25 protein-coding genes are annotated in these 26971 nt (G+C 57.6%); 10 read left to right on the top strand and 15 right to left on the bottom strand.

All coding sequences use genetic code 11. From position 1 onward, the window contains the following. The first annotated feature begins 145 nt into the window (after positions 1-145). A complete protein-coding gene (locus EIK79_RS09150; RefSeq protein WP_233738069.1) occupies positions 146-985 on the top strand; it encodes a sulfite exporter TauE/SafE family protein in 840 nt (279 codons plus the stop codon). A 7-nt stretch (positions 986-992) separates the two neighbouring features. Further along, positions 993-3467 (top strand): heavy metal translocating P-type ATPase, encoded by a 2475-nt coding sequence (locus tag EIK79_RS09145; protein WP_124954818.1) that lies wholly within the window; start codon positions 993-995, stop codon positions 3465-3467. Positions 3468-3585: 118 nt separating this feature from the next. Here EIK79_RS09145 and EIK79_RS09140 read toward each other — a convergent pair whose 3' ends face one another. After that, on the bottom strand, positions 3586-4188 hold the full coding sequence (locus EIK79_RS09140; RefSeq protein WP_124954817.1) for a hypothetical protein: 603 nt from the start codon (positions 4186-4188) through the stop codon (positions 3586-3588). Between the two features lie 8 nt (positions 4189-4196). Continuing rightward, on the bottom strand, positions 4197-5951 hold the full coding sequence (locus EIK79_RS09135) for a hypothetical protein (RefSeq protein WP_124954816.1): 1755 nt from the start codon (positions 5949-5951) through the stop codon (positions 4197-4199). Positions 5952-6271: 320 nt separating this feature from the next. On the opposite strand from EIK79_RS09135, the gene EIK79_RS09130 reads away from it, so the two are divergent. Continuing rightward, the gene (locus EIK79_RS09130) at positions 6272-8266 is read left to right on the top strand and encodes a DUF460 domain-containing protein (RefSeq protein ID WP_124954815.1); all 1995 of its coding nucleotides are present in this window, start codon (positions 6272-6274) and stop codon (positions 8264-8266) included. Between the two features lie 3 nt (positions 8267-8269). Here the strand turns inward: EIK79_RS09130 and EIK79_RS09125 are convergent, their stop codons facing one another. Continuing rightward, entirely contained in the window at positions 8270-8458 is a 189-nt protein-coding gene (locus tag EIK79_RS09125) for a DUF7470 family protein (RefSeq protein WP_124954814.1), read from the bottom strand. A 60-nt stretch (positions 8459-8518) separates the two neighbouring features. Continuing rightward, entirely contained in the window at positions 8519-9586 is a 1068-nt protein-coding gene (locus tag EIK79_RS09120) for a zinc-dependent alcohol dehydrogenase family protein (RefSeq protein ID WP_124954813.1), read from the bottom strand. Between the two features lie 182 nt (positions 9587-9768). On the opposite strand from EIK79_RS09120, the gene eif1A reads away from it, so the two are divergent. The 5 genes from eif1A to EIK79_RS09095 all read left to right on the top strand — a co-directional run bounded on the left by eif1A (position 9769) and on the right by EIK79_RS09095 (position 14736). Beyond that, positions 9769-10059: a translation initiation factor eIF-1A gene (eif1A, locus tag EIK79_RS09115; protein ID WP_124954812.1), complete on the top strand. Its 291-nt coding sequence runs from the start codon at positions 9769-9771 to the stop codon at positions 10057-10059. Between the two features lie 139 nt (positions 10060-10198). After that, complete coding sequence (gene rio1 / locus EIK79_RS09110; RefSeq protein ID WP_124954811.1) at positions 10199-11080, top strand: serine/threonine-protein kinase Rio1; 882 nt, start codon at positions 10199-10201, stop codon at positions 11078-11080. 226 nt (positions 11081-11306) lie between these two features. Next, positions 11307-11855, top strand: coding sequence for a KH domain-containing protein (locus EIK79_RS09105; RefSeq protein WP_124954810.1), 549 nt, complete (start codon positions 11307-11309; stop codon positions 11853-11855). Positions 11856-12161: 306 nt separating this feature from the next. Continuing rightward, a complete protein-coding gene (locus EIK79_RS09100; RefSeq protein ID WP_124954809.1) occupies positions 12162-14210 on the top strand; it encodes a right-handed parallel beta-helix repeat-containing protein in 2049 nt (682 codons plus the stop codon). 64 nt (positions 14211-14274) lie between these two features. Next, a complete protein-coding gene (locus tag EIK79_RS09095) occupies positions 14275-14736 on the top strand; it encodes a MaoC/PaaZ C-terminal domain-containing protein (protein ID WP_124954808.1) in 462 nt (153 codons plus the stop codon). A 35-nt stretch (positions 14737-14771) separates the two neighbouring features. Here the strand turns inward: EIK79_RS09095 and EIK79_RS09090 are convergent, their stop codons facing one another. From EIK79_RS09090 to EIK79_RS09080, 3 genes are all read right to left on the bottom strand, one after another. Continuing rightward, positions 14772-15776: a M48 family metalloprotease gene (locus EIK79_RS09090; protein WP_124954807.1), complete on the bottom strand. Its 1005-nt coding sequence runs from the start codon at positions 15774-15776 to the stop codon at positions 14772-14774. Between the two features lie 69 nt (positions 15777-15845). Continuing rightward, positions 15846-17267 (bottom strand): ATP synthase subunit B, encoded by a 1422-nt coding sequence (locus tag EIK79_RS09085; protein WP_124954806.1) that lies wholly within the window; start codon positions 17265-17267, stop codon positions 15846-15848. A gap of 1 nt (position 17268) precedes the next feature. Next, on the bottom strand, positions 17269-19035 hold the full coding sequence (locus EIK79_RS09080) for an ATP synthase subunit A (RefSeq protein ID WP_124954805.1): 1767 nt from the start codon (positions 19033-19035) through the stop codon (positions 17269-17271). A 46-nt stretch (positions 19036-19081) separates the two neighbouring features. On the opposite strand from EIK79_RS09080, the gene EIK79_RS18990 reads away from it, so the two are divergent. Continuing rightward, positions 19082-19204 (top strand): hypothetical protein, encoded by a 123-nt coding sequence (locus tag EIK79_RS18990; protein ID WP_267900531.1) that lies wholly within the window; start codon positions 19082-19084, stop codon positions 19202-19204. Here EIK79_RS18990 and EIK79_RS09075 read toward each other — a convergent pair. The 6 genes from EIK79_RS09075 to ahaH all read right to left on the bottom strand — a co-directional run bounded on the left by EIK79_RS09075 (position 19191) and on the right by ahaH (position 24250). Then, positions 19191-19532: a V-type ATP synthase subunit F gene (locus EIK79_RS09075; protein ID WP_124954804.1), complete on the bottom strand. Its 342-nt coding sequence runs from the start codon at positions 19530-19532 to the stop codon at positions 19191-19193. The two genes, EIK79_RS18990 and EIK79_RS09075, sit on opposite strands and share 14 nt — an antisense overlap. Continuing rightward, on the bottom strand, positions 19529-20584 hold the full coding sequence (locus tag EIK79_RS09070) for a V-type ATP synthase subunit C (RefSeq protein WP_124954803.1): 1056 nt from the start codon (positions 20582-20584) through the stop codon (positions 19529-19531). Before EIK79_RS09070 ends, EIK79_RS09075 begins: the two co-directional genes overlap by 4 nt. Further along, on the bottom strand, positions 20568-21170 hold the full coding sequence (locus EIK79_RS09065) for a V-type ATP synthase subunit E (RefSeq protein WP_124954802.1): 603 nt from the start codon (positions 21168-21170) through the stop codon (positions 20568-20570). Before EIK79_RS09065 ends, EIK79_RS09070 begins: the two co-directional genes overlap by 17 nt. A gap of 27 nt (positions 21171-21197) precedes the next feature. Further along, on the bottom strand, positions 21198-21458 hold the full coding sequence (locus tag EIK79_RS09060) for a hypothetical protein (RefSeq protein ID WP_394337779.1): 261 nt from the start codon (positions 21456-21458) through the stop codon (positions 21198-21200). Between the two features lie 250 nt (positions 21459-21708). Next, the gene (locus EIK79_RS09055; RefSeq protein WP_124954800.1) at positions 21709-23931 is read right to left on the bottom strand and encodes a V-type ATP synthase subunit I; all 2223 of its coding nucleotides are present in this window, start codon (positions 23929-23931) and stop codon (positions 21709-21711) included. Continuing rightward, positions 23918-24250 (bottom strand): ATP synthase archaeal subunit H, encoded by a 333-nt coding sequence (ahaH, locus tag EIK79_RS09050; RefSeq protein ID WP_124954799.1) that lies wholly within the window; start codon positions 24248-24250, stop codon positions 23918-23920. The genes EIK79_RS09055 and ahaH overlap by 14 nt, the downstream gene beginning before the upstream one ends. 156 nt (positions 24251-24406) lie before the next feature. On the opposite strand from ahaH, the gene EIK79_RS09045 reads away from it, so the two are divergent. Then, positions 24407-25021, top strand: coding sequence for a methyltransferase domain-containing protein (locus EIK79_RS09045; protein WP_124954798.1), 615 nt, complete (start codon positions 24407-24409; stop codon positions 25019-25021). Between the two features lie 3 nt (positions 25022-25024). Here the strand turns inward: EIK79_RS09045 and EIK79_RS09040 are convergent, their stop codons facing one another. Together EIK79_RS09040 and EIK79_RS09035 are read right to left on the bottom strand one after the other, a co-directional pair. Then, positions 25025-25483, bottom strand: a complete 459-nt coding sequence (locus EIK79_RS09040) for a type IV pilin (protein ID WP_124954797.1) — start codon at positions 25481-25483, stop codon at positions 25025-25027. 86 nt (positions 25484-25569) lie between these two features. Beyond that, positions 25570-26808, bottom strand: coding sequence for a DUF7096 domain-containing protein (locus EIK79_RS09035; RefSeq protein WP_124954796.1), 1239 nt, complete (start codon positions 26806-26808; stop codon positions 25570-25572). Positions 26809-26971 lie beyond the last annotated feature (163 nt).

Raw genomic sequence — 26971 nt, 5'->3', positions numbered from 1 at the left:
AAAAAAGTGGGTGTTGAACCACAACGCGTAATGGCGACTCGCTACTACATCCACAAAGTCGATGACCCCGCTATCCCTCGCTGCCGCCGGAAGCCTTCACCTTCTGGCTGCTACCCAGAACGCGTTGCAGTCTGGTTCTGGTGATATCGTCGGTCAACCTCTGGCGTCGGGGATCGGTGTGCTTCCCGCGGCAAGCGGTGGGTTCGCTGGAGAATACGATCTGCTCGTGTTCCTTTCGATCGGGTTGTTCGGCGGGGCACACTGTCTCGGCATGTGTGGCCCGCTCGTGACAACGTACGCCGAGCGAATGGAGACCGATGACCGGTGGGAGGGCGCGCTCACATCGTATGAAGTCCGCCAACACGCCTTGTTCAACCTCGGACGAACGATTGGCTATGCGGCGCTGGGTTTCGTATTCGGACTACTTGGCGCGCTGCTGTACGAAACCGTCAGCCTCGCAGGGGTGATTACCCCCGTACAGGGCGGTGTCGGCGTACTCGTCGGTGGCATGATCATTATCATGGGAGCAACACGACTGGGTGGCTACCGGCAAGGATCCGCCGAAGCGGTCGTTTCGAAAGCTGGTATCGGCTCGCTGTTCGCTCGGAGTTACGCGCTCATCTCCAGCCGAATTGATCGGTGGGTCAACGGCGTCGGTATCGTCGGTCTCGGCGCGCTCCACGGACTGTTGCCGTGTATGTTGCTGTATCCCGCGTTCCTGTACGTCTTCGCACAAGGCTCACCGGTGTACGGCGCGCTCGCGCTCGGTGCGCTCGGTCTCGGCACCATCCCCACCGTGTTCCTCTACGGCACGCTCATTCAATCAGTGAGCGCTCGGCAGCGACAGGTCGTTCACCGGGGTCTCGGCGTGTTGTTCGTGGCGCTGGGCTACGTGTTGCTCACGATGGGTCTCATGCGCTTTGGCATCGAACTCCCAATGCCGGATATTCCGTTCTATCAACCACTCAATCCGATGATGCACTGATCCAATTATGTCAACCTGTTCACTCTGCGAGCTACAAATAACCGGACAGCCGATCACCGAGGAAACCGCGGACGGAACGGAGTTGTTTTGCTGTCGAGGCTGTCGGGAGATCGCTCGACTGCTCGAAGACACCGACGCGGAGACCGCAGAGGCTGCGGATTCGGTTCCAGTGTCGGTCGACGATCTCAGAGAGCGCGTTGCTGCGGAGTCGACCGACTCGTCCGTTCCGTCCGATACAGACGGTGCGGAGACAGCGTACCGTTCGGTCGACGGAATGCACTGTAAAACTTGTGAAGGGTTCATCGAACTGCTCGCAACGGACACCGACGGGATCCACGAGGCGGAAGCGAGCTACGCGACCGAAATGGTTCGGCTGGTGTACGATCCCGACACGATCGAGGAAGCATCGCTGTCAGACGCGGTGAGTCGTCTCGGCTATCACGCTAGTGCTCCCGATGAAGAGGATAGCTCACTCAGAAATCGACTCGAGTTTGGCCGGTACCGCGCGATCATCTCGGTGATACTTGCTATGCCGGTGATGTTCCCGTATCTGCTGTTCATCTATCCGGTGAACCTCGGGATCTACCAGGAGAGCTTCCTCTACGGAGGAACCATGGCGTCGATGGTGTTCGCTCCGCTCGCGGTGTGGAGCACGCTCATTGTGCTCGGGCTGGGCTATCCGATCTTCCGGGGCGCGTACGTGAGTCTCCGCGTCGGCCAACCCAACATGGACGTGCTCGTCTCGATCGCGGTCGTGGCCGCCTATCTCTACTCGATAGCGACGTACGTGATGGGCGGTCGGCATCCGTATTTCGACGTTGCGGTCATGGTGCTCGTCGTCGTGACCGTCGGGAATCACGTCGAATCGCGGATTAAACGAACGGCACTCGGTGACCGCTCGTCGCTCACCGAATCGCGGGTGACTGATGCCCGTCGACTCACCGAGGATGGACCCACCGAGACGGTCTCCGTGGAGTCGTGTACGGCCGGCGATCGGTTGCTCGTCAAACCCGGTGAACGCGTGCCGATCGATGGGACGATCGTTGAGGGGACGGCCGCCGTCGACGAATCGCTCATTACGGGCGAGTCGATCCCACAGACCAAAACCGTCGGTGACCGTGTGCTCGGTGGGTCGGTGCTGACTGACAGCACGGTGGTGCTTGAAGTCGGTCCGGACGGAACCAGCACGATCGATCGGCTCATTGAACTCCTCTGGAACACGAAAAGCGGTGACTCGGGAACGCAGCGGCTTGTCAATCGGTTTGCAGTCGTGTTCGTTCCGCTCGTTCTCTTGCTGGCGGCCGGTACCACCGTGGGATGGTTGCTGAGTGGTGCTTCCGTTAGCACGGCCGTGATGATCGGAGTGTCGGTGTTGGTGATCTCCTGCCCGTGTTCGCTTGGGATCGCAACGCCGCTTGCGCTGTCGGCCGGCAGCCGTGATGCCTCCTCTGAGAGCGTTCTCGTCCTCAACGACTCTGTTCTCGAACGGATCGACGATTCGGACATCGTCGTGTTCGACAAGACAGGCACGCTCACCACGGGCGAAATGAGTGTTGCTGCTGTGATCGGTGAGCAGTCCTCGGAGATCCTCGCCCGGGCAGCTGCTGTCGAACGCCGATCGAGCCATCCACTCGCCGCGGCGATCGACGAGAAAGCGCCCCCGACACCGGATCGGTCGGTGAGTGCGTTCGAGCGCGATGAACGCGCTGTCTCTGCACTCGTCGACGACGTGCGCGTTGTTGTGGGCCATCCCGACACCTTCGACACCAACGAATGGACGATTCCTGATACCGTACAGGACGCCGTCGAAACGGCGTATCAGTCCGGCGTCCATCCAACCGCGGTCGGATGGGATGGCACCGTTCGCGGCGTTATCACGGTGCATGACACACCGCGCGATGAGTGGGAGTCGGTTGTGAGTGAGTTGGCAGAAGACGACCGGGAGATCGTCGTGCTGACGGGTGACGACGAACGGCTGGCGCGGCGCTTCGGTGCACACGATGCGGTTGATCACGTCTTTGCTGGTGTGCGTCCGGAATCGAAACGAGCCATTGTTAGCGGGCTCTGTGAGCGGGGCACGACGACGATGGTTGGTGACGGCACTAACGACGCCCCCGCGTTGGCCAGCGCTGATCTGGGAATCGCCGTGGCCAGCGGCACGGAGCTGGCGATTGACGCCGCTGACGCGGTCATCATGGACGACCGATTGACGTCGGTTCCGACGATTTTCGAACTGGCCAGCGCAACCCGCCGACGGATCAAACACAACCTCGTTTGGGCCGGACTGTACAACGCGGTCGCTATCCCGATCGCTATCGCCGGACTCATCACGCCGCTGATCGCTGCCGCTGCCATGGCGGTGAGCAGTCTTGTGGTTGTCTACAACTCGAAACGACGACTTATCCCAAAACGGAGTGAGGAGCGAACGACTCCGGCCGACAGTGAGGTGTCGAGGTACGACGTGGATTCACAGCCGGTGTGAAGGATGGGTGTGGTGCGAAAATCTACTGATCGGTGTTCGAAGCCGTTTCGAGAAGCGTTTCGGTCCACACGTGGCTTTCTATCGACTCGTCTCTGTTGCGAAACAACACACTTCTCTGTTAACAGTTATCATCAGATATGACGGCGAGTAACTCCTGAATGTGTTCGTCTGCCCACCTCTGAATTTCATTGATCTCCTCACTTAAGTCACCATAGTCCCAATCTGTGTAGGCGTTTTCGACGTAGCAAATACATTCTTGATAACATCCAACGAGTTCATGACACAGTTCATCCGGATTGATAGAATAGCCAATTGTTGACTTGACCGGGATATGATATCCAATATCAGCACTAACTGGCTGGTATGCAATGCGTACATGCTCTCCGTCGCAAAATGATAATATAATTGTACTAAAGCCTGGCTCGTCTTCCATTTTTGCCGGTACCTCCTCATATCGGTCGAACTCACCTTGTTGAAATCGAAGAACGGCATCTTTCAACGCATCGAGATTCCAATTAAGCCATCGACCAGGATATTCAGCAGGATCATGATCATGTTGTCTTCCATTACTATTATATAGTTCATCATAGTATGATTGGAAATTTTTTCGCCGAGTGAGTACAATATTATCGACAGTTATTCGTATCCCTCCTTCAAGCCCGGGAAAGTCAGCCGGATTTTCGGGAGGCGATAAGAATCCTACGGATATATCTAAGCTCATAATCCCGTTTACAGGTTTTTGTATTTAACTCCTCCTGAAGTTGGGTATGCAGTTTTAACTAGTCCACTTTTTTGCCGGATAACAACTTTCATTTCCTCTATACCATATTTCTTATTATATTTACTGTTCTTCTGAATATCATGCGTTATGACTCTTGTGAATTGGTCTTTATTTTTCCCTTCGCCGTTTCTTGCTGTTTTCATGATGAGATCTTGAATTTCTTCTTTATCCATCGCTTTTGGGTATAGGGTTGCGGTATCATCAGCTGCCTGTGCAGGTTTTGTGGGATATCCATCATTGTATTCAAAGTCTTTATAATGGTTAGATTTTGGATGTACATGGCGCTCAACAATGTGTCTCCATCCAGGAATTTGTGTCTCAGACTTTTTCCATTTTCCCGTATCGGTCAAGTAAATCGAATTCCCGTTATCGTCTTTGCCAAATTTAGTAATGTCTTCTGGTTTGAGGGATTTATCTAACTTTGATCCCTGAAATTTTCCCGCTTGGTCCAATTTGCTGTTGAGTTTTTTCTTCGAAACAGTATCTGGAATCTTCGTGGATCCCCCATCAGTGACGAGCCGCTTGCCCTGATTAGGATTCTCATCGAGCGATCCTTTTTTCGCCCGTTGGACGATCTCATCGATGGATTTACCGCTGTCTTTGAGTTTGCTGGCTTTCCCGTCGGTGAAGATATCAAGCAGTTTCACAGACAGCGAGTCAGGCATGTGGGGAGCGACGTGTTTGGCGAACAGCGGAGCGATGTCGTCGCCCTTGCTGGGGAAGTATTTCAGCCAGTCTTTGGCAAACCCAGTGGCTTTGAGAGGATCAGCTACCGATCCGGCTCCAGGGATCGCAGCGGCCCCAGAGATTACTGCCTGCACGAACTCTCCATTATCGGCTTGCTGGTGAGCATCGCGCGCGTCAGCGAGGTTCCCCACTCCCGGGACGAACCCGACCGCCAGCTGTCCGAGCGCATAAAACGGTGAGGAGGACGTGCTCCGGGGATTATTCCCGTCGGGCATCCCCCGATCGCCGTAGATCGCCCCATCCTGGAACGCTGTCTTGTCCGATTTGTGGAGGGTGATTCCCGCGATCGTCACCAGCTCTTCTGATTTCTTGGTGGTCTTCGCCTGTCCACCACCAACGTTGGTGGGCGTTTTGGCAGTTGATCGTCCGGAATCGCTTCCCGGTGGTGTGAAGTGTTTCCCTGTCTGACCAGTGGTACCGTTGCCGACTGTTCCTGCTGCGTCGCCCGTAATTTCGGTGCCGGCGTGAATAGTGAGCTGCGTGTTGAGTTGATCAGTGTCGGTGGTATCGATAGCAAGCCCGACGGCAACGGTGTCGCCCGATGTGAGTTCAACAGCGTTGCCCTTCCCTTCGAGTGAGTTACCACCATTCTGCTGGAAATCGATGTGATCGCTGGTGTCTGCTACCCAGACACCAACTGATTGCGTTCCTTGATTGGTGATGATGAAGACGCTATTGATGGCCGTCGTGGCATCACGGTTAACCCCCTGACCGACTGGCGCGTCTTCGCCTTCCAGTGCGCCGTTCAATTGGAGTTGTAGCTGGCCGTTCTGGTACGTGGTGTACTGCCCGTTCTCGCCGGGCGTGAGTCCCAGATAACCAGCTTTATCGCCCGCGACGTTCACGCTCGCGTCGCGTGACGCTGTTAAATTCGAAAATGCACCCGTCCCATAGATAGCACTCATCACTAAACCGATAGCAACCAACACGATCGCAAGGCGGCGGACCCGGCGCATAGATGATGTTCTCTACACACCCCATGACTGTTGGGAACTTTATATTGTTGTGATTAAACGTCTTCAAGCTCAGCTTGAAACCATATCCACACTGTTCACAACCGTTTAATATTTTATAACTAATGTATAGATCACAGATAAAGACAAGAAATTATCTGAAAGAGGTGGGATCACTGCTGATCTGTTTAAACGAACGATGTTTTTAAATATAAGAATATACCTGAGTAGTCTGACACCAGTGAGCTGCCAAAACGTCCTGACTTTGCCGCCCTGTCGCACCACGCCATGGATTTATATCCGCCGTGTACATAGCGAACGGTGTGAATACCCGCGCGAGTGCACTCGACGCGGTCGTGTTCGGGGTCGACATCCAGAGTGGCGACGTGCGGGGTGATGCGCCCTCGTATGCTGTCGTCGCGTTCGACGGCGAACAGATCGACCGTGATGTGGTGTCGTTTCGAAAGCTCCGCCGGCTGATTGCCCGCGAGGAGCCAGCCATCGTTGCGACGGACAACACTTACGAGTTGGCGGCAGACAAAGACGCCCTCGTTCAGCTCCTCCGTGAGCTACCAGCTGAGACGAAACTGGTGCAGGTCACCGGCGCACAGCGACCCGAACCGCTGTCTCGGGTCGCCTCCAGACACGGCGTTCCCTACGGGAAAAAGCCGATGAAGGAAGCAGAAGCCGCTGCACGCCTCGCGGCCGCAAACGTCGGCCAAGAAGTGCGTGCGTTTTCGGATACGACGACCGTCAAGGTCGCCCGCGGCCGATCGACCGGGAACGGTGGCTGGAGTGAGGACCGGTACACCCGACGGATTCACGGAGCAGTCAAAACCACTGCTCGGGATGTCGAATCCGAACTGCGAGACGCCGGGCTTGATTTCGATGTGGAACGGACCGAGAAGTACGGCGGTCTCTCCCGGGCAGTGTTCACCGTTGAGAGCCGTCCCGAAGAGATCCCCGTCTCACGGATGCGATCGGGCGACGTTCGCATCGAAATCGAACGAGAACGACGCGATGGCATCGAGTATCAGCCGCTTGCCAAGCGACGGGACCACGTTCTCGTGGGAATCGATCCCGGCACGACGACTGGTATCGCCATCGTTGGACTCGGGGGCACCGTGTTGGACGTGTCCTCGACGCGCACTGGCGACACCGCCGATGTTATCGAATGGATTATCGAGCGCGGGCAGCCGATCGTCGTGGCCGCCGATGTGACGCCGATCCCTGAAACAGTCGAAAAGATCCGCCGGAGCTTCGACGCCGCCGCGTGGACGCCTGAGCGAGATCTCCCCATCGATCGCAAACAACACCGAACACGAGAGAACAGCTACGACAACGACCACGAACGGGACGCAATGGCCGCAGCGCTGTTTGCGTTCGACGACCACGAAGACCAGTTCGAACGGATCGCCCGGAAGATCCCGGCACAACTGGACCGGGGGACGGTTACCGCGCGGGTGGTTGCAGGTGAGGAATCCGTCGAAACAGTCGTTGCTGATCTCACCGACAACGAAGAGTCTTCGGAGACGGACACGACCGATGACTCTCCTGAGCGATCCCCCGAAGAGAAGGAAATCAAACGGCTGAACGAACGCATCGAGCGGCTTGAATCACACATCGAAACGCTTGAAGAGACAATCGACTCGAAAGACGATCGCATCGCGGAATACGAACGGAAGTTGAGCGATGCCCGGCGCGCTGAACGGCGGAAAGCCCGTAAAAACGAAGCGGTCACCCGGCTTGAGCGCAAAACAGAGCAGTACCAACAGACGATCGAACGCCAGAGCGAGGAGATCGACACTCTTGATAACAAACTCGAACGGCTCAAAGAGCTCTGGAAGATCGATCACTCTAATTTCGCGGATGTCTCCGAGGAGAAACAGGGTCTCACCCCGGTGAAAACCGTCGATCAGTTCACCATGCGGGCGATCAAGCGCGCAGACGAGCAGTACGGACTGATCCCTGACGACGTGATCCTCCTCCGGGACGCTAGCGGAGCGGGAAAAAGCACTGCACAACGGTTGGCCGACTGTGATCCTCGTCTTGTCCTCCGAGAAGGTGGATTGAGCGACATCGCTGATGAGGTGCTGTTCGATCACGATATCCCGATCGCGCCTGCCGAGACAGTGACCATCCAAGAGATCGACGAGTTGGCGGTCGCGCGCGAACAGGAGATATCAGCTGCTGTCGAGGAATGGCACAAACGCGCACGCGACCGCAAGCGATCCCAAAAGTCGGAACTCGTTGATAAGCTCATCAGCGAACACCGCGCGAACCACGAACCGGAACGCGGTGAACCGACCAGTGGCTAAATCTCACACCATTCCACTCATTCCCATCGCCTCTAACGCGTAACCAACTACACCGCGAACAATGAGTGCTGTTCCCACCAGTACGAGCGCGATTCCCCCAGCGACCAACGGATTGACCAGTGCTGTGAGTGCCAGTCCAGCAATGACGACAACCACTCCCACGATTCCGATACGGCCGAGTCGATCGATCATATCCACGCTAATAGACGACCACGCCATAAACCCTCAGATATGACCGTGCCAGTCCCTGTGTCAGAACTCGTTACAGACGGGGATTCCGACAGTGTCGAATTCGTCCATCGAGGCGACTTTCTCTGGGACTTCATCCAGTGAGATCGTTTCATTGACGATCTGTCCGGGATCGATCGCCCCGGATTCCATCATGCTGAATATCTCGTCGTATTCGTGCGGCGGCATTCCGTATGACCCGTAAAACTCCCGCTCGTCTTGGACCATCATATCGACTGGCAACGGTACTTCCCCTCCTTCATCTGCAGTGGTCATCCCGATTTGGAGGTGCTGCCCGCCCTTACAGAGTGAGTTAACAGAGTTCCGACACGTTTCCGTGATGCCCAACGCGTCGACACTCACCTCTACGCCGCGGCTACTCGGGGTGAACGACTTGACCGTCTGTGGCACGTCTTTGACCTCGGTGGCGTTGATCGTCTCTTCTGCACCGACCTCTTCGGCCATTTCGAGGCTGCGGTCATCGAGATCGACAGCGATAACCCGACCCCCAAGCGCGTTCGCGGTCATGATGGCTGACAGACCGACGCCGCCGCAACCGTGGACCGCGACTGTGTCACCGGGTTCGACATCGACCCGGTGTGCAACGCCGTGGAACGCGGTCGCAAACCGACAGCCGAGTCCGGCAACGTCAACCGGGTCGAGTCCGTCCGGCACCGTGATCGCGTTCTGATCAGCGACACGGACCGGGAACTCCTCCGCGTACGCACCGGGCTGAAAATCCAGAAAGCCCATCGGAACAGACCGTTCACAGATGTTCGCTCGGCCACTCATACAGTGGCGGCAGGTGCCATCGCTCATATTGAACGGGGCGGTAATGCGATCCCCTTCTCGGACGCTTTCGACTTCGTCACCGACTTCCACGACCGTGCCACACGGTTCGTGACCGAAAACCAGCCCGGATGTCATCATCAACCCGAGCCAATCCCAATCGCCTTTCCATGCGTGCCAATCCGAGCGACAGACACCACAGGCCTCGGTTTCGACGACAATGCCGTCGTCATCACACTCTGGACGATCGATATCTTCGACCGTCATCGGTTCTTCCGGGCCTTGAAAGACCACTGCTCTCATTCTAACTGTACTCATCAGTTACATCAGTATAAATCATTGGTGTAGTATATCATACACCGGCTGTTCACGGGTGTGTCCTTTTCTGTGTCTCTCGCTCTGATACGTCGCGTGGTTGATCCCATCGACGCGGGAGATCCCCGCGATGGGAGAGACTTAACCGTCCGCCAGCCGAAAGACGGAACATGAGCGATAGTGAGAGCCACAAAAGTCTGCGAATGCCCGACGAGGACGAAGTGTTTGCGGTCGTGACGAACATGCTGGGGGCGAACCGCGTACGAGTACGCTGTATGGACGGGAAAGAGCGCACAGCGCGCATTCCCGGTCGAATGCAAAAGCGAATCTGGATCCGAGAGGACGATGTTGTCCTTGTCGAGCCGTGGGATTGGCAAGACGAAAAGGCCGATGTGGCGTGGCGCTACGAGAAGCAGGACGCAGACCAACTCCGTCGAGAGGGACACATTCAGGAAATGTAATATGACTCTCCACCCATCTTTTTTGCGATCGGGCGTCCACCAGTACCGATCGCGAAACTGCGCTTACGAAGGAGAGTTGCGTTCTCGCTGGTTTTCACCACCATTGTCGTTTGCTGCCAAACAGGGGGTGAAGTAACGTATGTCCGATGAGTACGGCCTTCTCGACACGGAGATGAGCGATACACCGGGCGATGAGTGGGAAGAGATCGATGTCTCTGACACGGAGTCCGATCGTATCGCTCGGCAGCAAGACCGGGAATTCCTTTCATTTCGCAAGCGTATCAAGGACGCCGACCAGTTCAAAGTGGAGGCGTCGGTGTTCGACGACGCGACGTTTGCGGCGATCTACAAGCTCGTGCAGGACGGGTACATTGACGCCTTTGGCGGGCCGGTTTCGACAGGAAAGGAAGCGTCAGTGTACACTGCACGGGGGGATTCGGAGACGGTCGCGGTCAAGATCTACCGCATCAACGCGAGCGATTTCCAACAGATGCGGGCGTATCTCGATGGTGACCCTCGGTTTTCCGGCATCGGAAATGACAAGAAAAAAGTCGTGCTTTCGTGGGTGAGAAAGGAGTTCTCGAACTTACAGCGGGCGCATGAGGCCGGTGTTCGCGTCCCAAAGCCGATCACGACCGAGCGCAACGTCTTGGTGATGGAGTACGTTGGCAACGACACGCGAGCGTTGCGGCTCGCGGAGGTGGAGATCGAGAACCCACAGACCGCCTACGAAGTCGTCCGAGAGTACACTCGACGGTTGTACGCTGCCGGATTGGTGCACGGTGATTTGAGCGAGTACAACCTCGTCATCCACGACAGCGAACTGTACGTTATCGATCTCGGACAAGCGGTGACTATTCACCACCCAAACAGCCGGGAATTCCTTGAACGGGACTGCCATAACGTTGCACGCTTTTTCTCACAACTCGGCGTAAACGTAACTGGTGACGAACTGTTGGAACACGTCATCCGAGACGAACAAACTCCCGATGTCGATCCCGCGTTCACGGCATACGACTGATCTGTTCCCACCGAATCGTCAACTGTTCGATGCACGAAGAGCAAGCTGTCTCCATCGGTTTTCGATCGTCTGCTCGTCAACAACCTCTTCTACTCACCAGTAACACAGTGTAGAGCTTATAATATACATACATATATATATACAATCTAAAGTAACCGATCACAAAGGCACACCTCCCTAGTCGTTCCACCGAATAGTTAAAACGTGATCCCCGATTACAACAAGTATGCAGCACGTGACGATTCCGCAGGACCGCATCGGCGTGCTCGTCGGTGAGGGCGGTGAAACGATGCGGGAGATCGAGTCGAAAGCCGAGGTTCGGCTCGACATCGATTCGGAAACCGGTTCGGTCGCTGTTGAGACAGTTGGAGACCCGGTACTCGGGTTAAAAGGACCAGAGATCGTCAAGGCGATCGGACGGGGATTCCGACCCACGGAAGCCCTGCGATTGCTTGACAACGACGTGATGATGTTCGAAGTCGTTGATATCGATGCCGCATCGCGCAACAAAAACGATCTCCGCCGACAGAAGGGTCGGCTCATTGGTGAGGACGGTCGCACACGCGAACTGATGGAGGAACTCACCGGCGCGTCGGTCGTCATCTACGGTACGACGCTCGGCATCATCGGCCGTCCCAAGGAGGTAAAGGCCGTCCGTCGCGCCGCCGAAATGATCCTTGAGGGGGCACCGCACGGTTCGGTGTACGCGTTCCTCGAACGCCGGCGCACCGAAATGAAACAGCACGAACTCAGCTACCACGAGTTCACCGGATAGCAGCGCACTGTGATTTCAGTTGGCGACCGGTCACGCCTGCCGTGGTCAGTGCGGTAGACCGACGCAGAGTTTCGTGGCCGATCAGTTGGCTATGAGTCGTCTACCGACGTCTCGCGGTCGAGTTCGTCGAATCCGTTTCCGTTCTCGGTCCACCGAGATCATCGCGAGAGCTGTCTCTCCGATCGACGCACAACGCTATTATAATATCCTTATGTAAAATATTAGTATTGTTTCACACCCTATCGTTATCTTGATCTAACTATTAGTCAATAATTTAATAGACTTAGAGATATTCCTTCGTCTCACATGGACGATGACTTATGCCATGGCCGAGCGAATTCGGGACAGAGTAGTACTGATGGACGGACGAGTCGTCGCGAGTATCTGAAGCTGGCTGCCGGGACTGTAGCGACGGTTCCCGTGTTGCACAGCGCGGCGGGTTCCGTTGACGCGGCGTCGGTACCGCCAGGTGAGCCCTCGCCGGTTGGATCACCGATCGGCGGTGGACAGGCGTACGGTCGGAAGATTTCGGGGGGTGACTATACGGTCAGAACTCGGGACGGTCTCATTCAGCGGCTCGAAAACGATGCCTCGGCTGGAGAGACGGTGTACGTTCCCAACGATGTGACGATTGATCTCGGATCAAGAACCGGTATCCCAATTCCAGATGGGGTAACACTGGCGAGCGGTCGCGGTATCGATGGCTCGGCTGGCGGGCTGTTGTACACGGACGAATACACGGGTGGAGATCCGTTTTTCGAAGTCCGGAGCAAGAACGTTCGTATCACCGGCCTTCGGTTGCGAGGACCGAACACGTCCTATTTCAATCCGGGACCGGAACCGCCGTGTCACGACGGACCGGAGTACGACGATCAAGAGTGTATCGACGCCCGGGAGGCTCATATAACGATGGGCATCATGCTCTTCTATGAGGGCTGTGAGATTGACAACTGCGAACTGTACGGCTGGTCTCAGACGGCCGTCATGAGCGGCGTTACCAATAAGGGACCGATCGATCCTCACATTCATCACAACAGTTTCCACAACAACCAGATGGAGGGATTCGGGTACGGCGTCAGGGTGACCGTTGGGCATCCGACAATCGAATGGAACTTCTTCGATCGCAATCGCCACTCGATCGCGGCCAGAGGCGGGGACAACTGTGGTTACACGGCCCGGTACAATTTGGTCGATGAGGCGACCAGCCACGCTTTCGATGTCCACCAAGAAGATGGGTATGCCGGTGAGACGATCACTATCCACCGCAACACGTTCACCTTTACCGACAGTCACGTCGAAGAGTACAGTGCTCCCGAACAGGAGGCGATCACGATACGGGGTGAGCCACGAGACATAGTGACCGTGAGGAAAAACTGGTTCTACCACCCGTCGAAACCGGACGGGGAGAACATGGACCAGCAGGGTGGGGCGTTCCGGCAGAAGAACACCAACAGCGAGTGGCGGAGCTTCGAGTTCAGTAACAACCACTACGGGAAAGACGAACCTCCAGAAGGCATTGGTGCCCCTCGGAGCGCTGGCGGTGGTGGAGATGGATCATCGTTACACGCCGAGGTCGGACAGGTGTCGAAGGACGCCGACAGTTGGCAGTCCATCTCCTTTTCTGGTTCGTACACGAATCCGGTCGTCATCATGAAACCCGCCTCCCAGTTCAACGGCGCGAACCCCTGTCACGCGCGGGTCAGAAACGTGACCGCCAGCGGCTGTGAGTATAAGATCGAGGAGTGGGATTACCTCAACGGCATCCACCGGCCGGAAACGATTTCACAGCTCGTGGCAGAGCAGGGCACCCACACCGTGAACGGAATCGACATTGAGGTTGGAACCACGGCCGTGGACGAGACATTCAGCACAGTCTCCTTCACACAGGACTTTTCTACGACACCCGTGGTCTTCACCCAGCCACAAACCTACCACGGAGCGAACGCGGTCGTCACTCGAAACACCCACGTGAGCGCGGACGGTTTCGATGTGCGTCTCCAAGAGGAGAGCGGCCGCCCCCAAGACGAGTTGGGACACGTCGACGAGTCGGTCGGATACGTTGCGATCGAATCCGGAACGGTAGATATGGGAACGAAGACCGTCGAAATCGGTCACATGAGGGGACTGACAGATGGCTGGCAGCGGCTCGCGTTCGACGGCCAGTTTTCCTCTCCTCGGTTCGTTGCGGATTTCCAGACGATGAACGGCGGCGACCCAGCGACACTTCGGTATAAGGCGCTTGACCCTACGGGCGTCGATATCGAAGTCGAAGAGGAGACCCGTGAGGACGCGGAAACGACCCACGTTACTGAAACCGTCGGCTACTTCGTCACTGCTGGCAGTGGGCAACTGTAGCCCGGCCACACCGCTGGGGATCCCCGTCCGATACATTCTTATCGTCGAGTTTTGATATAGAGCTATGCCGTACAGTTACGAACCGCACTACTTCGAGGAGATGGAGGAGGGAACGACGTTCGAGAGCGCTGGCCGGACGATCACTGAAGCGGATTTCGTGACGCATTCGATGCTCACTGGTGATTGGACCGAACTCCATACTAACGCCGAATACGCCGAGGAGGGACCGTACGGTGAACGAATTGCTCACGGTCCAATGACGTTCATCATCGCCACGGGACTGGTCCAGCGGTGTGGGTTCGTGGAACGGACCGTTATCGCGTTTCTGGGCATGAACTACATGGACGTTCCGAACCCAGTCACCATCGGTGACACGCTCACAGCGACGTTCGAGGTGACTGATCGGCGCGAACTGGAGAGCCGGGACGACGCCGGGCTGGTCGTCATCGATTCTGATGTCAGAAACCAAGACGACCAACAAGTGTTCGCGGGCGATATGAAATTCCTGTTCAAACGACAGTCGTAGGCGATCGTGACGTACTCTTTGCCGCGCTGTTGAAACTACAGCTCCGTTTCGATCTCTCGGAGCTGGTCCAAGCGGCGATCCATTGATGGGTGAGTGTCGAACAGCGGCTCTGTCAGTTTTTGAAACTGACACGTGTTCTTGTGGTGTTCCGGTATTCTGTCGCCATTAGGTCCGAGGCGAATGGGTTCGTCGACTGGGGTGTCGATTGGGATGATCGAAAACGCCTCGATCGATACCTGTCCCGCTCGGAGATCTTCGGTAGGTACGTCATCCAGCTGCCGATCGAGTTTCGCGATGGCACTCACCAGCGCCACTGGAGCGCCGGTGAGCGCCACAGCCCCCCGGTCAGCCGCTAGTTCCCGATACCGCGACAGCGATCTGATGAGGAGTCGACCGAGCATCCTGAATACACCGGAAACGATGTAACACACACCCACTCCGATCAAATCTTTGTCTCCTTTTCTCTGTTCGTCTGCCCACTCGTAGATCGAGCGAGCGATAATCAAGGGGATCGAGGCGACGGTCATGACGGCCACGTCGCGGTGTTTGATGTGTGTGAGTTCGTGAGCGAGTACGGCCCGTACCTCCTCTGTGTCGAGTGTGTCGAGGAGCGCGCTCGTAACGACGATCGTCGCCCGGTTGGGTGTCAGTCCGCTCGTGTATGAGGTCGGGAATTCCGAGTCCGCGACGACCACCGTCGGGACGGGGAGATCGGCCTGGTGGGCCAACTGTTCGACGGTTCGCTGGAGCGACTCCGAACGCTCCGCTGCCGACTGGGTGGGACGTGAATCGACGAATCTGAGAGCGAGGGGTCTGCCGGAGTACTCCCGATAGACGATCGCTGTAAGAAACATTCCAGTTACGACGACGCCGAGCCAGACGCTGTTACCGGCCGGAAGCAGCGGATGGGACTCCAGAAATAAGAGGAGTCCAACCACGACTCCATACACGACGCCGAAGAACACACACGTCACAACGCCGAGCAGCGCGAGCGTCACCGCCATTCGGAGGACAAGCCCTCGGTTACGAGACCATTCCATATTCTAATAGTATCACTCATCGACTAAAGTAGCTCGGAAAATGGTGATCGAAGACGACGTTGTGTCAGGTCAGTCCGCAGTGGCTTCGACCGGCTCTTGTTCTTCGTCACCGGTGTAATGTTCATCGAGGAGATCCTCGCCGATCCGGTTGAGCTCGGACCGGGGGAGCATCGACAGCAGATCCCACGCGATGTCGAGCGTCTCATCAATGTCCCGATCGGTAGTGAATCCTTGATCGACGAATTCGGTCTCGAACCGCTCAGCGAAGTCGAGATACTTGTTGTCGCTTTCGGACAGCGCTTCGCGGCCAACAATGTTCACGAGATCGCGCAGGTCCTCACCCTCCGCGTAGGCTGCATACAGCTGATCGGAAACGTCCGCGTGGTCTGCGCGAGTGAGACCCTCACCGATCCCGTCGTCCATCAGTCGCGAGAGGCTGGGCAACACGTTGATCGGTGGGCTGATGCCCTGTGATTGAAGGTCCCGATCGATATAGATCTGCCCCTCCGTGATGTAGCCGGTCAGATCCGGAATCGGGTGGGTCTCGTCGTCACCGGGCATCGTTAGAATCGGGATCTGGGTCACCGATCCGTCCCGACCGTCGATGCGGCCGGCGCGCTCGTACAACTCCGCCAGGTCGGTGTACATGTATCCCGGATAGCCACGACGACCGGGCACCTCCTCGCGGGCCGCACCGATCTCACGCAGCGCTTCACAGTAGTTGGTCATGTCCGTCAGGATGACGAGCACGTGGTAATCCTTCTCAAAGGCGAGGTACTCAGCGGTCGTCAACACCAGCCGCGGCGTGATCGTCCGCTCGACAGCCGGGTCATCAGCGAGGTTCATGAACACCACCGACCGCTCCAGCGCACCCGTACGCTCGAAGTCGTCCATGAACTCGTTTGCCTCCTCAGCGGTGATCCCCATCGCGCCGAACACCACAGCGAATTCCGATTCTTCCTCGTCTTCGTCTGCGGCCTCTTCGGGCACGGTCGCCTGTCGGGCGATCTGGAGCGCCAGATCGTTGTGGGGCAGCCCCGATGCGGAGAAGATCGGCAGCTTCTGGCCGCGAACGAGCGTGTTCATGCCGTCGATCGCTGAGACGCCCGTCTGGATGAACTCCTCGGGGTACTCTCTCGCTGTCGGATTGATCGCGGCACCGATGATGTCGTGACGCTCGTCGGGCACGATGTCCGGCCCGCCGTCGATCGGCTGCCCGGACCCGTCGAGCACTCGACCGAGGAGATCCTCGGTGACGGGCATCTTGAGCGTCTCACCCAAAAAGCGAACCGACGAATCCCGATCGATGCCGTCGGTTCCCTCGAACACCTGAATCGCGACGTGATCGCTCGCCGCTTCAAGCACCTGCCCGCGGCGCGTCTCACCGGACGGTGTCTCGATCTCGACCATCTCGTCGTAGCCGATCGGCTCGTCCGTCTCCACGAACACCAGCGGACCGCTGATCTCCGTGATTGTTTGATATTCTTTCATGTCAGTATTGCTCTTGGAGTTGGTTTGCGATCTCTTCGGTGAGGTCGGTGACGAATTCCTCGGTCTCCTCGTCGGGAGTGGTTGCGATACGGTTCAGTTGCGGTGCCGCGTCGATCGAGGTGATCTCGTCGACCGGCACGCCCGCGTCCAGCGCCTCGAACGCCTCATCGTTGAACGCCTTGATTGCCGTGAGGATCTGGTAGGTCTTCTCCGGCGGACAGTACCGGTCCACGTCGTGGAACGCGTTCTGCTGGAGCCACGCCTCTCGGAGGTACCGAGCCACCTCAAGGGTGAGCTGTTGGTCCTCCGGAAGCGCGTCTTTCCCGACGAGCTGGACGATCTCTTGGAGCTCTGACTCCTCGTCTAGCGTGTCGATCGCCCACTGGCGCGTCTCCGACCAGTCGGCCGCGATCTCGTTTTCGAACCACGGATCCAACTGGCTGCGGTACAACGAATAGGATTCGTCCCAGTTGATCGCCGGGAAGTGACGGCGCTCAGCGAGATCGGCATCGAGCGCCCAAAACGTCTTGACGATGCGCAGCGTGTTCTGGGTTACTGGTTCCGAGAAGTCGCCGCCGGGCGGGGAGACCGCTCCGATCACCGAAACGGAACCTTCGGTGCCGTTCACGTTCTCGAAATACCCCGCCCGCTCATAAAACGCCGAGAGCCGCGCGGCGAGATACGCGGGATACCCTTCTTCGCCGGGCATCTCTTCGAGCCGCGAACTGATCTCTCGCATGGCTTCGGCCCACCGCGAGGTCGAATCAGCCATCAACGCCACGTCGTACCCCATGTCGCGGTAGTACTCCGCGATCGTGATGCCGGTGTACACACACGACTCTCGGGCCGCGACGGGCATGTTCGAAGTGTTAGCGATGAGGCACGTCCGGGCCATCAACGGGTTGCCGGTCTGTGGGTCCGGGAGTTCGGGGAAGTCGTCGATGACTTCGGTCATCTCGTTGCCCCGTTCCCCACAGCCGACGTAGACGACGATGTCGGCGTCTGCGAACTTCGCTAGTGACTGCTGAGTGACGGTTTTTCCGGAGCCGAACGGTCCCGGAATCGCGGCCGTTCCGCCCTTTGCAAGCGGGAACAGCCCATCGAGGATGCGCTGGCCCGACACAAGCGGCGTAGTGGGCGTCTGTTTCTCGACTGTCGGACGGGCCTCGCGCACCGGCCACTCTTGGTGCATCGTGACCTCCTCGCCCGAATCGAGCGTGACGACCGCCTCTGTGACGGTGAACGATCCGTCTTCGACCGATTCGACCGCGCCGCCCTCGAAATCCGGGGGAACGAGCACTTTGTGCTCGATGCTGATCGTCTCATCGACCGTTCCGACGACATCGCCGGGACCGACTTCCTCACCGACTTCGACCGTCGGCGTGAACTCCCACTCCTTTTCGAGGTCGATACCGGGTGCGTCGACACCGCGGTCGAGGAACGCCCCCATCTGGGATTCGAGTACGTCGAGGGGCCGCTGGACGCCGTCGTAGATTGTGTCGAGCATTCCCGGGCCGAGATCCACCGTCAACGGTTCGCCGGTGTTCGTCACTGGCTCGCCGGGGGACACGGCCGAGGTCTCCTCGTACACCTGAATCGTCGTTATGTTGCCTTCGATCTCGATGACCTCGCCCATTAGCCCTTCCTCACCGACGTACACAACGTCGTTCATCCGGGCTTGGAGGTCCGTGGCGGTCACGACCGGACCGCTCACGCTTTCGATAACGCCGTCATCGCTGACGGTCTGCTCCTGTGTTGCCTGACTCATGGTTTGTTGGTTCGCGTGGATTGACTGTGTGTGATCGATTCCGTTGATGATCGGTGCCTCAGACCGGACCGGATTAGTGGTGTCGCTTCGAGCGACGGTGACCGGGTTGTGTCTCGGCTACGCCTTCGGCCGCTCCGATATCGCCGCTCTTGTCGTCACTCATCCATGAGGTCGATACCGATCGCTCGCTTGATCTGCTCGCGGAGTCCACCGCTTCCGGCTCCGCCACCCAGCGTGACGAGTACGGGATCGACACTCGTTTCGACCTCATTCCGTAGCTGTCTGGAGAGGTACGAGAGATCCGCATCGTGCATCACGATGATCCCGATCCCGTCGTCGTTCACCATCGTCTCGACGGCGTCGTCGAGATCCTCTGATTTCCGTTCCTCGGGAACGGTTTCGAACCGACGAACGCCGGCCAACCTGAATCCGGTGGTGAACTCTTGGCTTCCGATGACGCCGATCTCCTGACTTGCGTTGGTGTCCTGGTGGCTCATACGATCACCAGTTCTTCTTCGATCTGCTCGCCCGTTAGTCCTGCCTCCTTGCCGCGGGCGATCGCGCGGATGTTGTCGACTTCTCTCTCTTTGGCACGGATGTACGCAATCACCGGACAGATCGACAGGTGATGCCGATTCGTTAGCGCGTCCGTGTACTCTAACAGCGCCTGATCGAGCGCTCGTTCGAACTCGATGAGGCTGTCTGCCTCTTCGAGTTCATCCAGCGCGCCCTCCAGATCGCTTCCGTAGGAACTGTGACGGAGGTACTCCGTGAGCTGACCCACGTTGGTTGTGAGCTGTTCTAGCTCCGATTCCTCGAACAGTTGCCCGCCGGAAATGAAATACTCGCTGGGATCGATGTCCGCACCGCTGCGCGCGAGCCGTAGCGCGTTCCGGATGTTTCGGAAGTCGATCTCAGCACGCAGCAACTGAACGTACAGCTTCGTCGGCTCGGAGGGGTTTTCTGGAACATCACCGAGTAACTCCGAGTAGAACGCGCGATCGATCGCGTTTTCGAGTGGAACGAGCACGTCCGTTTCCTCATAGTCCGAGTAGGCCGCTTCAAGCGCTGGTCCGAAGATGGTGTTCGACAGCTGCTCAACAACCATCTCGATCGAAGTCGACTCTGTGAGCCGATCTAACAGCTCATCAGAGAACGCTCCGGCGCGGATCAGATCGTCCGCGATCGTCTGCTGTCCGGCGTCGGTGTACACACCACGAATGATCGTCTTGACGTTCCACGCGTCGAACTTCCGAAGATACCGCGCGATGTTCTCATACAGCTCTCCGCCCGCGAACGTGAGCAGATCATCGAAGTGCTTCGCTAAGTTGCGGTTGAGCGCGTACTCGATGAGATCGACGCCGTCGTGACGCGAACCGAGCGCGTTCATCTCGGTTTCGTATTCGGTCTCTTCCATGAACCGGGCGATCTCTCCCGGGCCCATGCGAACGAGCTTGCGGTAATCGTCCTCATCGAACAGGGCCGCCCGGCGGACCCGAACGCGTGCCGTGACGTAACCGTAGTTCGCCGTATCAACCGTCGTGTTCATTCTTTGCTTCGAATAACCGCTCGCTCACCTCGCGCAGATTGTCGTCCCAAACATCCTCGAACACGGAATCAAACGTGTTGTTCACACGGACCCGTGAACTGTCGCTTTCGACGACCACGCCACCGAGACAGTCGTACTCGCCGGCGTCGGTGAATCCGTCGTACGCTTCGTCTTCGAGGATCGACTCGATCAGTTCGGCGTCGTCTGCGCGTCCATAGACATCAACCGCTGCGTCGCTGTCGAACTCTTCGGCAGCGTCCGCAAGCAGCTTGCGGGTCAGTTCCTCTCGATTCGCTTCGAGCGCTGCGAGTTCCGATTCGATCGATCCGCGGACCGACTCAAGGATGTTGCGACGCGCTTCGAGGCGCTCTTGTTTCGCTTCGAGCTTGGCGCTTGAGAGGCGCTGTTCTCGTTCTTGTTCGATCGTTCGTTCGACCTCGCGCTCGCGCTGTTCGACGATCTCTTCAGCCTCCGACTCGGCCTCTGCGATGATCGACTGGGCCTCCTCCTCTGCCTCGTCGCGTATATCGTCTGCACGCGCGCGGGCTTCCTCTCGAATATCCTTTACGACCGTATCAAGGCTCATAGTATCGATAGGGAAAGTCGGGTGCGGTTATTGGAGGAGGAAGACGACGACGAGTCCGAAAATGACGATCGTCTCCGGAATGACCGTCAGGAGGACACCGTACCCGAGCATGCCTCTGTCTTCGGCAATCGCGCCGACGGCTGCCGATCCGATGCTTCGCTCGGCGTAGCCGGCCCCGATCGCTGCGAGTCCGAAACCGATCGCTGCACCCGTTGCGGGTGGGATTGCAGCTTGACCTGCTTGCAGTACCATCGCATTAAGAAACGCTGCGGTGAGTTGGAGTTCCATCATGGTTTAGTGGGTTCTCTTGGATTCGCTCGTATCCGAACGGTTGGGTCTAATTATACTGTACCCATAAAGCTTCTCAAACGATTTTCTCCGATATCGTGGTAATACGTACCGAGTCCATAATTCATAAGGTTATAGCGAAAAATATGGGTGCGTGTCATATTTTTCGGGCCCTTGTTCCTCTGTCGGGACAATGCGAAGAACAGAGTGATGGTTCTACCGAGCGATCCAAAACGATGACCGGGGTGGTTTACTCCTCGCTTGTGAAGCGACGGACGCGTCCGAACGGGGAGTATTCTTCACCGCCGCCTTCGTAGAATTTCTGGAAGAATTCCACCCATTCGAGACGAATAGACTGGAGTCCGGCGCTGGTCACCCCAAGCGCGAGCACGAGGAGGTGTCCTGCCACGAAGATGAGCACGCCACCGACCGCGCCGAGGAGTAACTCGACGCCAGAGCCGTTGACGAGTCCGGCGAAGATCATCTCTTCGGCAGGGACTTCACCGGGTGCCTTCTCACTGAAGAAGAGGAAGTGGTACTCGCCGTGGTGTTCGTAGGCACCGAACACGAGCAGGTTGACGGCAAACGCCATTCCCGCTTTTGCGAGCAACACCGCCGTGATCCGGGTGTAGGACAGCACGTCGGACAGCACCTTCAGGAACACCGCTTCGATGAACTCTGCGATCCCGGTGGTGGCGGTCAACGCCACGCCGACGATGAAGGCACCGAGTCCGATGAGACCGACCGTTTCAGGGAGTCCGGTGAATTCGAGTCCGATCGGGTTCCCGTTGAACACCGATCCCGATCCGACGAGGAATCCGGGTACGACGTTGGCCGGTGGTGTACCGGCGAAGATCCATATCCACAGTCCGAACAGCATCAACAGCCACGAGCCACTCTCGCGGATGGCGTCGCTTGCGCCGTGGCTGAGATGCTCATAGAAATCGAACACGTAGCCAAACGTCATGTGAACCATCCCGATGAGGAGGCTCAACACCAGCCACAGATTAGCGAACTCGCCGTAGGCCGGGATCAACCCCTTGTGAAGCGGTGGGTGGCCGCCCCAGACGATGTCTCCGAGCTGGTGCAAGCCGAAGAACTCGCCGTACAGAACGCCGAACAGCGCCGTAAACCCGCCAGCCCACAACGCGATTTTGCCGAGATCCGCAACGACGCCGTCGGATTTCGAGACGATGGCTAGCCCGATCGCGGCGTACAGCAGTCCGTATCCGAGATCACCGATCATGAACCCGAACAGGGTCGGGAACGTGAGGAACACGATGATCGACGGATCGAATTCGGAGTATTTCGGCCGGGCGTAGGCGTCGACGAGCGCCTCGAACGACGCAACCGGGCCGGGGTTGTCCTGTACCACCGGCGGCTCGCTTTTGCTCATCGACTGCTCGATGCTGCCGCCATCGGGAGCGACCTTCTCGCTCCCCTCGACGGTGGTGGCTGGGTCGGCTCTGTCGGGCGTGCCTCCAACGTCCTCGCGGTCGATGAGGTGGCCGTCGCCGTTGTACGACGCGCGTTCGAGTTCGTCGATCTCCACGTGGTCACCGACGGCGCTGTGGAGCGTCTCCACGAATTCTCCGAACCGCTCAGTGGGGATCCATCCCTCCGAAACGAACGCGTTGTCGGTCGTCGCAAACGACAACGGCGCTTCCTGACGCTGCACGTCGATGGTCAGCGTTTCCTCTGCTGCGAGCAGGAAGCCGCTGTGTTCCGATCGCAGCGCATCGAGTTGCTCTTCGATCGTCCCGAGCTCTGATTCGAGCTGCTGGCGTTCGTGGTGCAACTCCTCGATGTACTCTTCGGGATTGCCGTCGGCGTCGGGGATCTCGTGGGTAGAAAACGAAGTGCCGACGAGCACGTCTTCGAGGGTGCTGGACTGTGTACTGCTTGTGGAATCTTGTGGCGTTTTGTCCTCGACGCGGGCGAACACGGCGACGACGCCGTTTTCCTCGAACAGCTCGTACTCCGGTATGTCTGCCTCCGTTAGCGCCGTTTCGATCGCCGTCGGATCGCCGTCACCGACCGCAACCGAGAGCGAATCGTATCCCGAAAGCAGATCGAGATCGATGCCCAACGTGGCAAACGGCTCCATCGTCTCGATGCGGTCCTCGACGGACCGGAGCTGGTCAGTCAGTTCACTCCGTTGGTCGTCGAGTTCGTTGACCGACTGTCTAATGGATTCGAGTTCGGTCTCCAGCGCCTCAGTGGTAACGACGCGGTCGGGCGCGTCGGTGTCCTCATCCACATCGAGAATACTCTGGAGCGATCGGACGGTGACGAGTTTCTCGGACGCCTCGTCCGCCCCATGGATCGGGTCCCCCGGATCGAACCCCTCCCACGTCCCATCGTAGTCGGTGAGGTGGAGCAAACGCATCTCGTGGATGGTTTCGATCACGTCGTCCATCACTTGGGTGGAGCCGGTCACCGACACCCGGCTCATTCGCTCAGGTCTGAGCATGGACGGTCTCTTCGAACGTCGTGAGGATTTCCTCAATTACTTCTGCTTCGCGCTCGCTCGCGTTCGCTTCGAGGGCCTCACGCTCAGCTTCTCCTTGCTCAAGGATCGATTCTCGCTCGTGTTCGATCTCCGCCTGGGCGTCGCTGAGCCGCTGTTCGGCCAGCTCGTCGGCTTCCCGTTCGGCTTCCGAGCGTATCTCATCGGCTCGTTCGTGCGCCTCAGCGATGATCTCCTCGCGGTCGGTTTCTGCCTCAGCCACGATATCATCGACATCGTCCTCGGCCTCCTTGATTCGATCCAGAACCTCGGGTCTGGCCATATTTATATCGTAAGAAGATTTGATTAGCGGCTATTTGGGCGTTGCGAAGTAGCCTGTGTGTACTGAGTGACTGTCGTCAATTGATTGTCGCAAAGACCGGTTTCGTGTGAGTGCTCGATCCGCACTGTTATAGCGATGTGCGTGCAAGTCGACCCGATGGGACTCCTCGAACACAAGGCTCGCGCACGGATATTTTACAAATATCTTTCCAGGGTGTATGATGAGGTGAACGCATTTATCTGGACTGAAGAGATGCGCACCGAGGCCATCGGTTTGCTCGACATCGACGCGGATGACACCGTGCTCGATGTGGGGTGTGGAACGGGGTTTGCAACCGAAGGGCTGTTCGAACACACCGAACAGATCCACGGTCTCGATCAGAGTCCCCACCAACTCGAACAGGCGAAACGGAAGTTCGGGAGTCAGGGACCGGTTCGCTTCTATCGCGGCGACGCAGAACGGCTGCCGTTCGATGATTCGACGTTCGATGTCGTCTGGTCGTCCGGTTCGATCGAGTACTGGCCGCATCCAGTCGAAGCGCTCCGGGAGTGTCGGCGCGTCGTCAAACCCGATGGACGCGTGCTCATCGTCGGTCCGAACTACCCTTCTCGGACGCTGTTCCAGAAACTCGCTGACGCGATCATGCTCTTTTACGACGAATCCGAAGCCGACCGCATGTTCGAACGCGCGGGGTTCGAGGAGTTCGAGCACCACCTCATGGGACCGTCCCACAGTCCCGAAGTCGCCATCACCACGGTTGCCACGCCCTGATTCTCACACACGGGTTTCGAGCGACGCTACTAGCTGGTCGGCAGCGTACAGTCGAACAGTCACCATTGTGCCCGCCTGAAACTGTGTGTTGGTGCTCGCAACCCGGAGGCTCGCGGACTGCCCCGCCGTCCAGTTGCCCTCGTAGGCGCTGTTAAACGGCCCGGTCGGGCCACCGATGAATCCTTTCGCAGCGAAAAACGGGATCGGCGGTTGGTGGGCGATCGGTTCGCCGTCGACAGCGATCGTCAACCGGAGCGTCTCCGGAGTGAGATCCGCCCCGCTCTCGTGGGTGAGCGTGATCGTTTGGGTCGCGCTGTCGGCGGTGAGCGCGAACACCGCTTGCGGAGGCTCTGATGGTGGTGCCTGTGTGAGTACCATCGCGCCGAACGCCCCAGCCAACACGATCGTGATCCCCACAAGGACGATGATCCCAACGACGGTCGACACGCCACGATCTGACACATGGCTCGCTGGTCACCTTTTCACTGATAAATCTACGCGAACGATCGGGATTCGAGTGGCGTGAACCGTGCTGTTTCCCGGCGTCGTCACGGGTTTCCGGCTGGTGCCGGTGGCTGTCGGCTGGCGTTCCCAACGGTGACCGAGACGTTTTTGCTCCCGACGGTGCCGGTGATTGTGCTTCCGTTCGATGGCTGGAGCATGAGCAGTGAGTCCTCAGCTGTCGTGCCGACCGTTCGGCCATCAACGGAGACGGTCCCGTTGAGTGGCTCTCCGTCTGGATCGGTGAGCCGAACGTACATGTATCCTCCCGGGAACGTCGTTCGCTGTGTGAGTGTGAGCTGCTCGGTCCGGTTCGTTTTGGGTTCGTGTTCGACCGTTCGCTCCTCCTCGATCGGGACTTTCTGCCTTTCGAACACGATATTACCAGACCCCCGATCGACGTAGTGTGTAATCCCGTCTTCTGAAGAAACGTACTCCGGTGGAAACAGTTTGTACCGATAAAACGACGCCACCCCAAATTCCTCCTGTATGTAATCCTTACTGATTCCGTACTGCTCGGTCACTTTCTTTCTCATGTACGTCGCGCCGAGCTCTTTGGGACTGTCTGGTCGACTTCGTGCCCCGTCGAGATACGTTTCCCGCACGTACGTTCTTTCCTCGCCACTGTCGTCGATCGTCCCGAGCTCTATCCCTGCTGTGGACGTTCGAACGAAAAACCGGTTCGGAGCGGTCGGATCGCCGTTGAGTGCTGACCGGATTCTAGTCCGCACGGGACCTTTGAACATGTACAATTCTTGTTTGATGTCGTTCGCTTGGCGGGCGAGTGTGTCGTTTTCTGCATACTCAGTGAGATATCCGGCTAATACCTGTATTCGATCTGCTTCGGAGGTAATCAGCGCTAATTCACGGAGAAACGTTTTCGAGGCTATCTCTCCCTCGTTGTACTGCTGTATCTTCTTGTTCTGTCGTTCTCGAAGCTCGTTGGTTCGCGTTTCGATCGTTTCGAGCTTGGCAATCGTAAACGCCGTTTCGTTGGACGCGTTTTCGTCAGCGGCTTTGATCCGTTTGTGTTCGAATTCTTGTTTGAACTTGACTGTCTCCAACGAAACAGCGCTACCAACGTCCTGTGATAGCATCACGGTGTCGTTGCGCTTGATCGATCCGTTAATAGATAGATACGACAGGCTGCCGTTCGCGGTATGCTTGACCGTTCCGGTGCCGTCCTGTTGTGCACTCGTCGGTAGGGGGGCGGTTACCGATGGTGGTATCCCTGAGAGTGTGAGGAGCACGATCATCCCTACGACGGGAATCCGGGAGGAACGCATCGAACTCACATACAATGGGGATGAACAAAAACATCTGTGATACGTCTGCGGCTTGGTGTCTCTTTCTTCGTATCTAGGTCTCGTCGTTACTTCTTACCCAGCCAATCCCCCCGTCACCGTCCCGATGGCATCGTTTTCGCAGGACGAGACCCCGACAGTAAGT

Origin of the sequence: Halocatena pleomorpha (genome assembly GCF_003862495.1) — an archaeon.
Taxonomy (GTDB): Archaea; Halobacteriota; Halobacteria; order Halobacteriales; family Haloarculaceae; genus Halocatena; species Halocatena pleomorpha.
This window is presented reverse-complemented; position numbering and strand designations above follow the sequence as displayed.